Raw genomic sequence first — 14,429 nt, 5'->3', positions numbered from 1 at the left:
GAATGAGAAATAAGTTTAACCAATGCTTGCGTACCGATAGAAATAAATATTGAGGAGTGAAGTACATGGTAACACTTTATACCTCACCAAGTTGCACATCCTGCAGAAAAGCTAAAGCTTGGTTGGAAGAACATAACATTCCGTTCAAGGAGCGAAATATTTTTTCGGAACCGCTAACAATTGAAGAAATAAAAGGAATTTTGCGGATGACGGAAGATGGGACAGATGAAATCATCTCGACACGTTCAAAAGTATTCCAGAAGTTAGATGTAAATATTGATCAATTACCAATGCAGGATTTGTTTGATCTCATTCAAAAAAATCCCGGCTTGTTAAGAAGGCCGATTATCCTTGATGAAAAACGGCTTCAGGTTGGATATAATGAAGATGAAATCAGACGATTTCTTCCTAGAACCGTTCGTACATTCCAATTAAAGGAAGCACAACGAATGGTAAACTAAAGGAATTTATACATTTAAAGCACAGGACTAAGTACAACGTCTTGTGCTTTTATTTATCACGTATTAACGGTCAGTAATCCCCCCACCCCTAAACATGAGGGAAGTCCAACATGTGAAGGTGGGGGATAAACAGTCCGAAAATCCCTGATTCTGTTCAACTAATATTCAGTGGAGAAGGAAAGGAACGCCTTACTGAATGAAGTTTCACTTTATCTTAAGCAGAGGCGCCCTTACAGACTAAGTACGTGATTCGTTTTCGCGATGCCTGGGACTGTGATTACTCGTCCCACTGAGGAGCGTTTGTACTAGCACATCCAGTAGTCGCAGCAACGTACGGACCGTGCCATCTAGGACGTAAGGAAGTTCGATGTTGCCACAATGAGAGCGTTGTTAATCGAATTTTACCTATAGGAGGCAAAGGGAGCGATGTTGATTTTTACTACTTAGGCATAAGTGCAACTAAGCTTCATGTCTTAACCAATCGGCAAGGCTTCTTTACCGCGTCCTGAGATGAAGAAAATCCGCTAGTCGCTGGCTTCTGGAGCTGGATGTTGTGATGATTAAAAGAAAATGCGTGACAAATTGTTCAAACTGCTTTAGAATAAACATTTAATTATAGGCATATTCATTTCCAAACCGCCATACTTTATCATACAATAGCTATAAGTTAAGGAGGAACACCCTTTTCTTAGCTAAACAGTCCGTACGCATATTATTTTAATAGATTCAAATCTTCGCTTGAAGGGAGAGTAGAAGAATGGAAATAGAAAGAATAAACGAAAATACGATTAAGTTTTATATTTCGTATCTGGATATTGAAGATTTAGGCTATAAGAGGGAAGACATTTGGTACAACAGAGAACGCAGTGAACAATTATTCTGGCATATGATGGATGAAGTGAATCAGAAAGAAGACTTTAGTCCAGATGGCCCGCTCTGGATTCAAGTGCAAGCGATGGAAAAAGGTCTGGAAATTATCGTTACGAAAGCCAAGATTTCTAAACATGATGAGGCATACGAACTTGATGATGATGACCTTGAATTGCACGGGGAAGAGGATATTGATGATATCCTTGAAGACACATTCGGAAAGAGTGCAGACAATGTGGATGACAATCCTGGATTCCATGAAGAGAGACTGTGGGTCATCGTGAAGTTTGCCGATTTTGAAGATGTTATCCAGCTTAGTCATATGATGAAGCATGACTATGAAATCCAAGAAGAAACACTCTACCATTATGAAGGTGCGTACTATCTTTACGTACAGTTTGGCATCGAGGTTCTGGATGATGACGATATTCAGACGAACCTTATGAGTAAAATCCATGAATTCGCAACGAACTCTGATATCTCCTTACATGTACTTGAAGAATACGGGAAAATAATAATCGAGGAAAACACGTTTGCTGAAATAAGAAAATACTTTCCAAGAGAAAAATAGACATCTGGACAGGATGTCTATTTTTTATCGGAAAAGATCTGCTTAAAAGCAGGAATTTATTGTTATTTGTCGAATATAGCGAGCATGGAGGTGTTTGCATGCTGCAAGCAAGATTAAAAAGTGGAAAATATATTATACCTGCTCTGTACCCGAAAAGTGAGCTTTTGCAATTAAGGGAAGGGGAGGAGTCGTTTTATTGCCCGGTTTGCGATGAAAAGGTCATCTTGCGGGTAGGTGAGAAAGTAGTTGCCCATTTTGCCCACACAGCAAACGTGAATTGTCCGTCCCGGGGAGGAGGGGAAGGCGCTTATCATGAACAAGGGAAACTGCAATTATATGAATGGCTCCTTCGTCAAGGTCTTAGTGTAGAGCTTGAAGCATATATGCCGGAAATTAATCAGCGACCAGATATACTGCTCCATCACGGTGAACGCAGAATCGTGCTAGAGTACCAATGTTCTAGAATATCCAATGAGGAAACCATTAAACGAACCAATGGATACAAAGAAATTGGCGTCCCCGTTATCTGGATTCTCGGAGAAAGATTATTAAAGCGAAAAGGAAAACAGGCGCTACGGATTGATTCCTTTACGAGAACGCTCATCCATCAATTTACCTCAGCTTATCCTTTAAGTCTTTTCTACTACTGTCCCTTCACTCATGATCTCATTAAATTCCAAGACTTCACTTTTACAAATAAGAACCGTGCACTAGGAAAACTAACAGTAAAACGGCTTGAAACAATGACGTTTCCCGAACTGCTTGCAAAAGAATTTTTACCGGATTATCATTTTACAACGATTTGGAAACGGGAAAAGAAATATTTCCGCTTAAGAAGGTGGGGTAAGCTGTTTGGAGAGGAGCGGAAGTGGCATCACTGGCTATATAGGAAAGGTTTGCATTTTGAAAAGCTGCCTTCATTTGTTCATCTTCCCGTTTCCGGAGCTTATCGTATGAAGCTACCCGGTTGGATTTGGCAGAGTTGGATTCTGTTCGAAGTGATTGCCCCAAGGCCGATCGGATCTATAATTACGACGAAAGCGTGCAATTATCTAGTTCAACATTATTTATTCCCCTGTGAATATTTCCCCTTGATTAAGTCTCCAGCACAACCCGTCCGCGAATATCTTACACTTCTTTGTTCAGTCGGCCTCTTACGGAGAACCAATACTGATACTTTCGAAAAGTTGACGGACATCGTTCTACCCGAACGACTTGAGCTAGCTATAATAGAAGACGGCGACTTTATTACAGAACTTTTTCAGAACAAATAAACATTATTCGAGCATGATAACCCATTAATTCGTTATACTAAAAGAAGGGGTTTTCTATAATTTTCTAGAATTAGTATAGTAAGCAGATATAAAGGAGGAAATTTGATGTCAAATACGACGAAAGAATTGAAATCAAGAAGTGAGGTTCCAGTTGAACGGACTTGGCGACTGGAAGATATTTTTGCGAGCGATGAGGATTGGAAAAAGGAACATGCACAACTCACAGAAGACCTGCCGGAAATTGAAACGTATCAAGGAAAGTTAGCTTCGTCAGCTGATACGTTATATGAATTATTGAAACTGCAGGATGACCTCTCCAGTCGGCTTGGCAAATTATATACATACGCTCATATGCGTTATGATCAGGATACGACAAATTCTTTTTATCAGGGGCTGAATGCCGAGGCGGAAATGCTGCTTACGAAAGCTTCCAGTGCAATGAGCTATATCGTTCCAGAGATCCTTGCGATGGATGAAGGCAAGCTGGATGAATTTTTGCGGGAGAAGGAAGAACTAAAGCTTTACGAAAAAGTATTAACAGATATTGCGAAGCGCCGTCCGCATGTGCTGAGTGAAAAGGAGGAAGCATTGCTAGCAGAGGCTGGTGAAGCTCTAGGAACGGGTGAACAAGCATTTGGTATGCTAAACAATGCGGATCTTACATTCCCGGCGATTAAGAATGAGAACGGGGAAGAGGTTGATGTGACCCATGGCAGATATTCAATCTTCCTTGAATCAAAAGATCGCCGAGTTCGTAAAGATGCATTTATAGCGATGTATGAAACATATGGTAAATTTAAAAATACCTTTTCAGCTACGTTAGGTGGAAATATAAAGAAAGATAATTTCTATGCGAAGGTACGTAATTATGATTCAGCAAGACAAGCAGCACTCTCGAGCAATCATATCCCTGAAGAAGTATATGATAATCTAGTCGAGGCAGTGAATGAGCGTCTGCCTTTATTACATCGATACGTGGAATTGCGGAAGAAGATTCTCGGTGTCGATGAACTGCATATGTATGACCTTTATACCCCGTTAGTTACAGATGTCGATATGAAAGTTCCATATGAGAAAGCGAAAGAATATGTCGCTAAAGGACTGGAGCCGCTCGGTAGCGATTATCAGCAAATTTTAAAAGAGGCGTTTGAGAATCGCTGGATTGACGTGGAAGAGAATAAAGGGAAGCGGAGTGGTGCTTATTCCTCCGGTACGTATGGAACGAATCCATACATTTTAATGAACTGGCAAGATAATATCAATAATACATTTACGCTTGCTCATGAACTTGGCCACTCGGTGCATAGCTATTATACACGAAAACATCAGCCCTTCCGTTATGGAAACTACTCAATCTTCGTAGCTGAAGTTGCTTCCACAACAAACGAAGCGTTGCTGAATGATTATCTACTGGAAAATTTGGAAGATGAAAAAGAGAAAATGTATATTTTGAATCATTTCCTGGAAGGTTTCCGAGGCACCGTATTCCGCCAGACAATGTTCGCGGAGTTTGAGCATGACATTCATGTCCGGGCCCAGAACGGGGAAGCGCTCACTGCAGATAGACTGACTGAGATTTATTACGACTTGAATAAGAAGTATTATGGTCCGGCGGTAGTAAGTGATGAGGAGATTGGGCTCGAGTGGGCAAGAATCCCTCACTTCTATTACAATTATTATGTTTATCAATATGCAACCGGTTATTCAGCGGCGACTTCACTTGCGAAGCAGATTTTAGAAGAAGGGGAATCAGCAGTCGAACGCTATACTGACTTTTTAAAAGCGGGTAGTAGCGATTATCCAATCGAAGTGTTGAAAAAAGCCGGCGTTGACATGAATTCCAAACAGCCGATTTCCGATGCACTTGATGTATTTGAAGAAAAGCTTAAGGATTTAGAAAATCTATTAGGGTAATGGGAAAGGGAGCTGGTTGCATAACCGCTCCCTTATTCACCGCATTCGCCGATATGCTTTTTTGCGGTGCAAGATCGAATAAAGCATGAAATAAATTGAAATAAATAACAATGGCAACGTCAGGAATAAAGGAATCAATCGCATTAAACCAATCATGTTAATGAATAAAGCAAGCACCGTTAAAATAAAAAACAAAACTGGATACAAATGGTTCATAAGCATCCCCCTCGTTTAGTATAAAATATGAAACAGGAACGTAAATATACCGGATAAACGTAATTATTATTGAACAAATTGTGAAAACTTGAACATATATCTTGCGCATTGAAAAAATACCTGTTAATATATAATTGTAAGTTGAAGCAAACAAACCCCTTTTGTTTGATCATGAAACTTTCTCCCATCCCCTTTGTATTCATACAAAGACGGAATTTAGAGAATGTACGCTGCCCCGTATATTCTCTATTTTTTTTTGTTGTATAAGAAACTATAAAATAAAAATGCAGTGATAACTTAGGGATCCAGGGCTAGCCACGTCCGCTCTGCGCCCAGCAACTAGCAGATCTTTTGGTGGGACGAGCAGTGCGCAGTCCCAAACTTCACACTCCTTCAATCGATAAAGAAGACTTGCCGAGCGGTCTTTGTGAGGCCTAGTTGCCCTTATACCCTTGTGGTGAAAGCGGGCATCAACTCAAAACTAAAGGAGGGCCGTTTAAATTCGGGCCGAAGCCCAACTCACGTCTACCCCTAAAGGGGCATGTTTCCTTTATCTCATTCCGGTAAAAAGGAAGTTCGATTAAGTTCGCTCACGTATGGGCAACATCGAACTACCTCCCATCCTGGGAAGCTCAGTTTGTACGTTGCTGCGACTACTGGATGTGCTAGTGCAAACGCTCCTCGGTGGGACGAGTAATCGCAGTCCCAGGTGTTGCGTAACGAATCGCGTTTTTAACCTGCGAGGGTGCTTCCGCCTTTGTTCTCATTTTTAAGAGAGGGACGAAAAAAACCACCCCGGGCGTAAAATGTCCAGAATTTGAACTTTTTGTGAACTATCACACAAAAGTATTGTCAAATCGATAATGAGTTGTTATGATATATACATAAGTTGAAACAAACAAAAACCCCTTTTGTTTGATCATGAAACTTTCTCCCATCCCCCCTTTGTATTCATACAAAGACGGAATAAGGATATACGCTGCCCCGTATATCCTTTATTTTTTTGTCTATTTTTGGGACATGGGGTCAGAGGGTCTGTCCCAATCCAAGTGGGACAGTTCCTCTGACCCCATGTCCCGAACCAAAAAAATAGACCGACTAATGGTTAGTCCGTCAAATTTTTGGTTTCCAGTAGATTTCGTTATCTGCTTCAACTTTCTCTACTAGTTGCTTTAATTGTAATTTCTTCATTTCACTTAATGTTTTTGTTTCTGACCAGTCATAAATAATAGAGATTTCTTGGGTGCCGATAATTGTTGAACAGCTAACCAATTCTTCTAGTGACGGTTTCGTGGATGGAATCGGGTGATATTGTAAGATTTCGCTTAAAACAAGCTCATATATTTCATAAGGATATAGTCCGGAAACTTTTATTCCATGCTCTTCCACCGTCTGATTAAAGAATACCATTGTCGGCATCGCATCGACGTCCATTTCATTCGTAAGGCGCAAATCGCATTGATAGGCCCTTTTTGCCGATGGAGAAACAATGTCTTTCTCAAATTCCTGCATATCTAATTTTGTTTCCTCTGCACAAGAGAACAGTACATCTAACTCGGAAATGTTCAAGCGCTCGATAAACAGCTTTTCTTGCAACTTCTGTAAAAACTCTTTCCCTGCCCGCTTTCCCTGCAACTCAGATGCCTTAATGGCGAGGGAGGTAATCAGTGGATGTGTGACTGGATAGCGTTCACTACTTTCACTTACCATTTCTGCATGATTTGCGAAGGGAGCGTGTACCTGTTGCCTGTTCACTAAAGAAAAGCGGCTATTTACAATCACTCTCACGGTGAAAAATCTGCCATATTCCAATGTTAGTTTCCTTAAATAAAACTGGAGAGACCAGCAATCTGCGGAAAAAGGATCCAAAAACAGATAAATTTCTACAGGCTTTTGGACAGAATCCGAATCATGATATGTTGCTGATGGATTAGAGTGATTCATACTCAATAACTCAGGCTGCTGCCAGCTCACATCAAGTCCTCCTTTCCTTTATTCTGGTGTATTCATCATGTGATTAGCTGTCATCGTTAATTTCTCAAAAATAATCGTCCGATAAGGCTCATCGATACGTGCTTCTTCCAGTGCCTCTTTCATACAATCCAGCCAGGCATCACGCCTGCTTGGTGTAATGGGGAAGGGGAGATGCCTTCTGCGCATCATCGGGTGACCTCTTTCCGCTTCGTAAAGTCGAGGTCCGCCAAAGAACTGGGTGAGAAACAATTTTTGCTTTCTTGCTGTCTCCGTCAAATCTTCCGGGAAAATCGGAATGAGTAACGGATGTTTTGCTACTCGTGCGTAAAAACTATCAACTATTTTCTCAATTTCACTATAGCCGCCTATTGCGTCGTAAATGGAGCGGTGTCTGATGTCCTGCATATGGATTTCTCCTAATTTTGTTTTTCATTATTGTAGCAGGGCTTTAGTATATGAGCAACAAATGTGATTTATGATAGTGAATATTTACATATCACCTAATGTCTTCCATCGAGATTCTGCAAATTCATAAAGAACCGTTCAATCTTGTTCGGTGTCTGCCGCAAGGGAATATGATTTGTTTCCAGTACCCATTTAAACACCTTTTCACCTTCAGCACGGTTTTTCGCTTCCAGTTCAAATTCATAATCATCTTGATTGTTATACATACTGTAATCAAGCACGTAAAGGGTGTCTTTATTTTCATATTCACGGCGTTCGGTTGTCAGGTCACCGAAGTATTTCAAATCTCTGAATTCGATTCCCAACTGCTCCAGCTGTTTTCCGATATTCACTTTTGCTACTGGTTTCCCGTTCAGCCAACTTGCAGCTTCCTTTTGCGATAATTTATCATGTGTCTCCAGCAATCCATCACCGAATGGTTCCTTTAATGTTAATGTAAACTCCCCGTTTTTCTCTCTGATCCTTAAGGCACTGCGTTGCTTCTTCAACCTCAGATCTTCAGTTTCAAAATAATGGTTCGTTTGTTTGAAGGGTTCCTTAGGGAAGGGGAATGTTTCCAGTAACGTATCAAATTCAGCTTTCGTCAATAAATTCTTAAATTCAATTTCAATTTCCTGTGCCACTCGAAATGCCTCCGTTGTAAAGTGATTATAATTGATTATGGCAATTTCTCAAGTAATATGCAATGAATAGCCTTTTTCTCTGCATGTGTTAAAATAGACTAGGTACATACTCAAACGGAAAGAGGAGTGGTGACTGTGAATTGGGAAGTAATCCTGGCTCCTTATGAACAGGTAGTTGAAGAATTAAAAGTGAAATTAAAAGGGATGCGCAAACAATTTGAACATGAATCAAGGCACTCACCGATTGAATTTATTACAGCAAGGGTGAAGCCAATCCCGAGTATCCTGGAAAAGGCGGAGAGAAGACAAGTGCCGCTGGACCAGATAGCAGATGAAATTCAAGATATTGCGGGAATCCGTGTTGTTTGCCAATTTGTCGATGATATTTATACCGTAGTCGACATGTTACGTGAAAGAAGCGATTTTACAATTCTTGAGGAAATCGATTATATAAAAAGTAAGAAAAGCAGTGGATACCGATCCTTTCATATGATTATTCAATATCCTACCGAAACGATTCACGGAAGAAAGCTCGTAACTGCGGAAATTCAAATCCGTACACTTGCCATGAACTTCTGGGCGACGAATGAGCACTCCTTAAATTATAAATATAAAGGAAGAATACCTGAAAAAATTCAAAAACGTTTACAGCTTGCAGCAGAAGCAGCTTTTAATCTCGACGAAGAGATGTCAAAAATCAAAAGTGAAATTCAAGAGGCGAATCGGATTTTCCACCGGTTGTAATCAGGCACTCGTATGTAAGGGGGAGGAAAAGTGAAATTTGTAATTGTTTCAAGGGACGATCATCGCTCCAAAACAATTAAAGCAACAATGAAGCAATATTTAACAGAATTTGATTTGGAATATAGTAAAGAAGAACCTGAACTTGTAATATCGGTCGGAGGAGATGGCACATTCCTGGAAGCATTCCACCGTTACCACCACCGATTGAAGGAAACTGCTTTTATTGGTGTACACACAGGGCATCTTGGCTTCTATGCCGATTACACACCGGATGAACTAGAGAAATTAATCATTGAAATTGCGAAGACGCCATTTCAAACGGTGGAGTACCCGCTCCTTGAAGTCATTATCCGCTCCAAAACCGGAGAAAAAGAGGACCGGTTACTTGCACTAAATGAAGTCATGATCAAAACAGCAGATGGATCTTCCGTTGTTCTCGATGTTGAGATTAAGGGTGAGCATTTTGAAACATTCCGTGGGGATGGTATTTGCATATCTACACCGTCAGGAAGTACTGCTTATAATAAAGCGCTTGGTGGTGCAATTATCCATCCTTCATTTGAAGCGATTCAGTTAACGGAGATGGCGTCGATAAATAATCGGGTGTTCCGAACGATCGGCTCACCGCTTATTTTACCGCAACATCATACCTGTATGCTGCGTCCGATGCGTGATAGCAGCTTTCTAATTTCGATTGATCATTATACGAACACGTATACAGATGTGAAATCAATTCAGTGCCGGGTTGCCAAGGAAAAAGTACGTTTTGCAAGGTTCAGACAGTTTCCATTCTGGAACCGGGTGCGTGATTCTTTCGTTTCTGAGGGAAATCAAAGGTTTGGAGAATAGAGAGGCAATTATTTAAATGAAATGGATAATTAAGGAAGAACAGGCAGGCATGTTAATCCGTGACTTTTTGCAGCAAGTGGGCGGGTTTTCTAGACGGATTTTAATTGCTGCAAAATCTGCTGAGGGGAATATTTTGCTGAATGGGGTAAAGCAGACGGTAAGGGGGCAACTGCAAGCGGGAGATGTCTTGGAGGTAAAGCTTCCCCCAGAGCCTGTGAGTAAATGGCTTTTTCCCGAATCACTTGAACTTTCCATTGTATATGAAGATGAAGCGGTACTAGTCATAAATAAACCGGCAGGGATGCCAACACTTCCCTCGCCAAAATATAAATCGGGCACTGTTGCAAATGGGGTGCTTGCCCATTATGAAAAAATCGGAAATCCTCATACAATCCATGTTGTCACAAGACTGGATAAAGATACTTCCGGTTTATTACTCATTGCAAAAGACCGACTGAGCCATAGCTTGCTAGCAAAAAGTCAACAGCAATTCACAATTAAGCGGAAGTATTTGGCGATTGTAGAAGGTGAGATGGCAGAGGATGAAGGGAAAATTAACGCGCCGATTGGAAGGAAGCCTGGTTCTATTGTGGAACGCGTTGTCACAGAGATAGGGAAGCCGGCAGTGAGTCACTATAAAGTGAAACAACGGATGGATGAGCATACACTTTTGGAAGTGGAACTTGAAACAGGGAGAACCCATCAGATTCGGGTCCATTTTTCACATATTCACCACCCTTTACTAGGGGATGATTTATATGGTGGGAAAAAAGACTACTTAAATCGTCAGGCTCTCCATTGCCATGAAATTAGTTTCTTGCACCCATTTACAAGGAAGCTTCATACAACGAATGCTCGCTTACCAGAAGATATGGAGCAGGCAATGAAGCAATTATCAAACGATTAATCGAATGTACGAAACTTGTCTTCGTTCAAAGGTTGTTGGGAACGAACGGAAACTAAATTTTTTTCGGGAAGCTGATAGGCCGAAAGTGCATTCCCGAATACACAGCCAGTATCAATATTTATCGTATGATTGACAATTCTTGGCTCCTTAACAGGGGTATGTCCATAAATAATCCAGCGTTTTCCGTGATAGTGTTTTGCCCAATCACGTCGAATTGGTCTGCCCTTTTCGTCGGATTCGCCGGTAATGTCCCCGTAGAGAACAAAAGTCTTCACCCGTTTATCCGTACGACCGATGTATTCTTCCTTTATTCCGGCATGACAGATAACGGCATTCAGTTCAGGGATTTCGAGATAGAGCGGGGCTTGTTCGTATAAAGTCATGAACTGTTTGCGAATGTGCTGCTTTTCATCTTTACTTAGCGACTCGAATTCCTGAACCGTTGTCTCCAGTCCATGCGTTTGTTGGACATTATTCCCTAGAAAGAAGCGGTACAGTTTATTACAATGATTTCCGGGCACATAGCGAGCGATTTTTTCCGTAATAACCATACGATAGACAAGACGGATTACCGCAAGCGAATTCGGGCCACGGTCAGTTAAATCACCGAGAAAAACAGGAACTCGGCCACCGGGATGCTTGAAAACTTGATTATCATAATGGTAACCTAAACTTTGGAAAAGATTGTGCAGCTCATCGATGCAGCCGTGCACATCTCCAATACAATCAATTTTCATCATTCGTGCCTCCTTTAAGAACTATTGTACACAACATGACCGATATTAATAAGACTTTATTCTCTTCGTTTTTTTATTTTTATTCGTGGAAAGATATAAATGGAGAGGTTTGCAGGAAAGGATTGGTGAACATGAGCGAATCATTAGAGAGATACGAAGCAGAAAAGCAGGAAAACTACCAAGCCCGCTTTAATAAATTACAAATATCTCTTGAAGAAGACGATATTAAAGGCTTCCGGGAAGACTTTCTTGATATGCATACGTATGAACAGGCAAGTTTTTTCAGGGAACAGCCTGTAGAGCTCAGGCGTTGGATTTACGGCTATTTATCTCCAGCGGAATTTGCTGAGATTATCGAGAGTATGGATTTTGAAGAAACGCTAGAGTACTTTACAGAAATGGACCCACAGTATTCCGGCGCCATTATGACCGAACTTCCGGTGGACGATGCGGTCGATATTCTAAGTTTATTGGAAAAAGATGAAGTTGCAAGCTTCCTGACGCTCATGGACCAGGAATCCGCCGAAGAAATTAAACTCCTTTTAAATTATGAGGAAAAAACTGCCGGTAGTATTATGACGACGGAGTTTATCGCCTTGTATGATACACAAACTGTCGAACAGGTCATGAAACTGCTGAAAGAAGAAGCGCCTGATGCTGAAATGATTTATTATTTATATGTTGTGGATGAAGCGAAGAAAATTGTTGGAGTGCTCTCAATTCGTGATTTGATTGTTTCCGATTACGATGCATTGATTAAAGATGTAATGAGTGAGTGGGTCATCACTGTCTCTGCCGGCAAAAACCAAGAGGAAGTTGCACAATTGTTTATGGATTACGATTTTCTTGCTGTACCGGTTGTAGATTTTCAAAATCACCTTATCGGGATTATTACAGTTGATGATATTTTAGATGTAGTGGATGAGGAAGCGAGTGAAGACTATTCCAAGCTTGCTGGGGTAGCCGATGGCGAACACCACACAGACACACCATTTGAAGCAGCGAAGAAACGATTGCCGTGGCTTATTATACTTTTATTTCTTGGTCTGTTCACAGCAAGTCTTATCGGACAGTTTGAAGAAACACTGGAACAGGTTGCAGTTCTTGCAATATTCATTCCGTTAATTGCTGGGATGGCAGGTAATACCGGAACACAGTCTCTAGCGGTTGCAGTGCGTGGTCTTGCAACAGGAAACTTTGGAAAGCAAGGGAAATTTAAGTGGCTGCTGCGCGAACTTGGAACAGGGATGATTACGGGTGGTGTTTCTGGTGTAATCCTTGCTATTGTCATCTTTATCTGGCAACAGAATCTCGTTTTAGGATTACTTGTCGGGGTGTCGATTTTTGCGTCCCTAATTGTAGCGACGATAGCAGGGGCATTTATTCCAATACTCATGGATCGGCTAAAGATTGATCCGGCTGTCGCATCCGGTCCTTTCATTACTACTTTGAACGATATCACATCAATCCTGATTTACTTCGGCATGGCAACATCCTTCATGTCGTACTTGGTGTAAGAACAAAGGCTCCTTACAGGTTAAGTATGCGATTCATTTCGCGGGCGCAGTTTTTAATTTTTAAATCGAAAACAGGGGGGAGTGCTTCTTCCCTCCTTTATTTCATTACCGGGACCAATATCTTTGGTTCAAGTAGACGAACGTTATCTCACCTTTCTGATTAAAAAAATTGGTCAAAAGCCATGGACCTTATGGAAAACCAAGACCTCTCTCAACGCTCCCGTACCAAGAAGTCCATATTCCCTAACAAGAGGGAATTTTTCTACAATACTCCTAAAAAAATCTCCAGGTTTTACTGTGTTTACTCCTTTTTTCTTATCTGAATTAGGAAGACCTAAGGTATAATAAATTATTATGCTTAATAGCAGATTAATTTGTACCCCTTTTAGAAATTGATAGTGGGCTCAGACAGGGGAGTGCCGGTTAATTCTATGTAGAGTTTATTCGGGTAAACGGGTCAGTATATGTATCCCATTTTACTTACACACGGCTGGGCGGTTCTCGCATATACTGAATATGAAAATTTAAAACAAAGGGGAGAGGGATTTTGGATAAGGAACGGTATGCCAAGGATCCATTGTTATATATTCATCAAACCCGTACGGAGAAGATTAATGCAAACATGCAACAGTACTATCGGTCATCCAAAATGAAGCGGGAAAGTACAGAAGAAAAGCCATCCAGTCCCGGTCGGATTAAAAAAATGTCACCAGTCTATAATCATAACTCAGAGACAGATGAAAGCGAATCGGAAGACACGGAACAAATAAAGAATAAAAACTTCCAAGAAATGACGGTAGAAGAGCAGTTGGTTTACTTAACGGATAAACCTTCCTATGCGCCACGAATAGTTTGTGAGATTAGAACCAATCAACGAAGCTATAGGGGGGTAGTGTTAAATTATCTGGATGGCGTAGTAACAATCCGAAGTGGAAGGAGAAGACTGGAAATTTCCCGTGAAGAAATCGAACGAATCCGGCTGCTCAGCTTATAAAGTGAAGCTTCATTCAGTGAGGGTTTCCTTCCCTGCCCCACTGAATGTTGAACAGAATCAAGGATTTACGGACTGTTTATCCTCCACCTTCACATATTGGGCTTCCCTCATGTTTAGAGGTTGGGGTATTACAGACCGTTAATGCGTGCTAAAGTGAAACTTCATTCAGTGGGGAATTCCTTCCCTCCCCACTGAAACAATCATGGCTACGCTTTGCGTATCCACAAACTATAATGAAAATAAATCCTAAGCCCAATCAGAGTATTACTCATGCAAATTATGGGAATTGATATAACAACAATACGACCAGGCC

General features: G+C 41.0%; 14 protein-coding genes. 9 read left to right on the top strand and 5 right to left on the bottom strand.

Translation table 11 applies throughout. The features are described from left to right. Window positions 1–65: 65 nt before the first annotated feature. From spxA to pepF, 4 genes are all read left to right on the top strand, one after another. Complete coding sequence (gene spxA / locus GN217_RS01395; RefSeq protein ID WP_156854564.1) at window positions 66–461, top strand: transcriptional regulator SpxA; 396 nt, start codon at window positions 66–68, stop codon at window positions 459–461. A 757-nt stretch (window positions 462–1,218) separates the two neighbouring features. Continuing rightward, a complete protein-coding gene (gene mecA, locus GN217_RS01390; RefSeq protein WP_156854562.1) occupies window positions 1,219–1,902 on the top strand; it encodes an adaptor protein MecA in 684 nt (227 codons plus the stop codon). Between the two features lie 98 nt (window positions 1,903–2,000). Then, the gene (locus tag GN217_RS01385) at window positions 2,001–3,176 is read left to right on the top strand and encodes a competence protein CoiA (RefSeq protein ID WP_156854560.1); all 1,176 of its coding nucleotides are present in this window, start codon (window positions 2,001–2,003) and stop codon (window positions 3,174–3,176) included. A 105-nt stretch (window positions 3,177–3,281) separates the two neighbouring features. Then, window positions 3,282–5,090 (top strand): oligoendopeptidase F, encoded by a 1,809-nt coding sequence (pepF, locus tag GN217_RS01380; RefSeq protein ID WP_156854558.1) that lies wholly within the window; start codon window positions 3,282–3,284, stop codon window positions 5,088–5,090. Between the two features lie 36 nt (window positions 5,091–5,126). Here pepF and GN217_RS01375 read toward each other — a convergent pair whose 3' ends face one another. The 4 genes from GN217_RS01375 to GN217_RS01360 all read right to left on the bottom strand — a co-directional run bounded on the left by GN217_RS01375 (window position 5,127) and on the right by GN217_RS01360 (window position 8,368). Next, entirely contained in the window at window positions 5,127–5,306 is a 180-nt protein-coding gene (locus GN217_RS01375; protein WP_156854556.1) for a hypothetical protein, read from the bottom strand. A gap of 1,113 nt (window positions 5,307–6,419) precedes the next feature. Next, the gene (locus tag GN217_RS01370) at window positions 6,420–7,280 is read right to left on the bottom strand and encodes a DsbA family protein (protein WP_156854554.1); all 861 of its coding nucleotides are present in this window, start codon (window positions 7,278–7,280) and stop codon (window positions 6,420–6,422) included. Between the two features lie 18 nt (window positions 7,281–7,298). Beyond that, complete coding sequence (locus GN217_RS01365) at window positions 7,299–7,685, bottom strand: globin domain-containing protein (protein WP_156854552.1); 387 nt, start codon at window positions 7,683–7,685, stop codon at window positions 7,299–7,301. Between the two features lie 95 nt (window positions 7,686–7,780). Continuing rightward, complete coding sequence (locus tag GN217_RS01360) at window positions 7,781–8,368, bottom strand: CYTH domain-containing protein (RefSeq protein ID WP_156854550.1); 588 nt, start codon at window positions 8,366–8,368, stop codon at window positions 7,781–7,783. A 135-nt stretch (window positions 8,369–8,503) separates the two neighbouring features. On the opposite strand from GN217_RS01360, the gene yjbM reads away from it, so the two are divergent. The 3 genes from yjbM to GN217_RS01345 are packed head-to-tail and all read left to right on the top strand — an operon-like array spanning window position 8,504 to window position 10,868. Next, window positions 8,504–9,112: a GTP diphosphokinase gene (gene yjbM, locus GN217_RS01355; protein ID WP_156854548.1), complete on the top strand. Its 609-nt coding sequence runs from the start codon at window positions 8,504–8,506 to the stop codon at window positions 9,110–9,112. A 30-nt stretch (window positions 9,113–9,142) separates the two neighbouring features. Continuing rightward, the gene (locus GN217_RS01350; protein ID WP_156854546.1) at window positions 9,143–9,961 is read left to right on the top strand and encodes an NAD kinase; all 819 of its coding nucleotides are present in this window, start codon (window positions 9,143–9,145) and stop codon (window positions 9,959–9,961) included. A 16-nt stretch (window positions 9,962–9,977) separates the two neighbouring features. Continuing rightward, complete coding sequence (locus tag GN217_RS01345; RefSeq protein ID WP_156854544.1) at window positions 9,978–10,868, top strand: RluA family pseudouridine synthase; 891 nt, start codon at window positions 9,978–9,980, stop codon at window positions 10,866–10,868. On the opposite strand, the gene prpE is transcribed toward GN217_RS01345, so the two are convergent. After that, a complete protein-coding gene (prpE, locus tag GN217_RS01340; protein ID WP_156854994.1) occupies window positions 10,865–11,605 on the bottom strand; it encodes a bis(5'-nucleosyl)-tetraphosphatase PrpE in 741 nt (246 codons plus the stop codon). The genes GN217_RS01345 and prpE overlap by 4 nt on opposite strands. A gap of 131 nt (window positions 11,606–11,736) precedes the next feature. On the opposite strand from prpE, the gene mgtE reads away from it, so the two are divergent. Further along, a complete protein-coding gene (gene mgtE, locus GN217_RS01335) occupies window positions 11,737–13,122 on the top strand; it encodes a magnesium transporter (RefSeq protein ID WP_156854542.1) in 1,386 nt (461 codons plus the stop codon). A gap of 547 nt (window positions 13,123–13,669) precedes the next feature. Next, window positions 13,670–14,116 (top strand): CotO family spore coat protein, encoded by a 447-nt coding sequence (locus GN217_RS01330; protein WP_156854541.1) that lies wholly within the window; start codon window positions 13,670–13,672, stop codon window positions 14,114–14,116. Window positions 14,117–14,429 lie beyond the last annotated feature (313 nt).

The organism is Oceanobacillus sp. AG, from assembly GCF_009746545.1.
In the GTDB taxonomy this organism is placed as follows: domain Bacteria; phylum Bacillota; class Bacilli; order Bacillales; family Amphibacillaceae; genus Oceanobacillus; species Oceanobacillus indicireducens.
The sequence above is the reverse complement of the archived record's forward strand: the minus strand, read 5'-3'. Positions and strand labels throughout refer to the sequence as shown.

Excerpts from the sequence above, each read along its gene's own strand:
- spxA (WP_156854564.1), top strand. The coding sequence starts at position 66 with ATGGTAACACTTTATACCTCACCAAGTTGCACATCCTGCAGAAAAGCT.
- mecA (WP_156854562.1), top strand. The coding sequence starts at position 1,219 with ATGGAAATAGAAAGAATAAACGAAAATACGATTAAGTTTTATATTTCG.
- GN217_RS01385 (WP_156854560.1), top strand. The coding sequence starts at position 2,001 with ATGCTGCAAGCAAGATTAAAAAGTGGAAAATATATTATACCTGCTCTG.
- pepF (WP_156854558.1), top strand. The coding sequence starts at position 3,282 with ATGTCAAATACGACGAAAGAATTGAAATCAAGAAGTGAGGTTCCAGTT.
- GN217_RS01375 (WP_156854556.1), bottom strand. The coding sequence starts at position 5,306 with ATGAACCATTTGTATCCAGTTTTGTTTTTTATTTTAACGGTGCTTGCT.
- GN217_RS01365 (WP_156854552.1), bottom strand. The coding sequence starts at position 7,685 with ATGCAGGACATCAGACACCGCTCCATTTACGACGCAATAGGCGGCTAT.
- GN217_RS01345 (WP_156854544.1), top strand. The coding sequence starts at position 9,978 with ATGAAATGGATAATTAAGGAAGAACAGGCAGGCATGTTAATCCGTGAC.
- prpE (WP_156854994.1), bottom strand. The coding sequence starts at position 11,605 with ATGAAAATTGATTGTATTGGAGATGTGCACGGCTGCATCGATGAGCTG.
- mgtE (WP_156854542.1), top strand. The coding sequence starts at position 11,737 with ATGAGCGAATCATTAGAGAGATACGAAGCAGAAAAGCAGGAAAACTAC.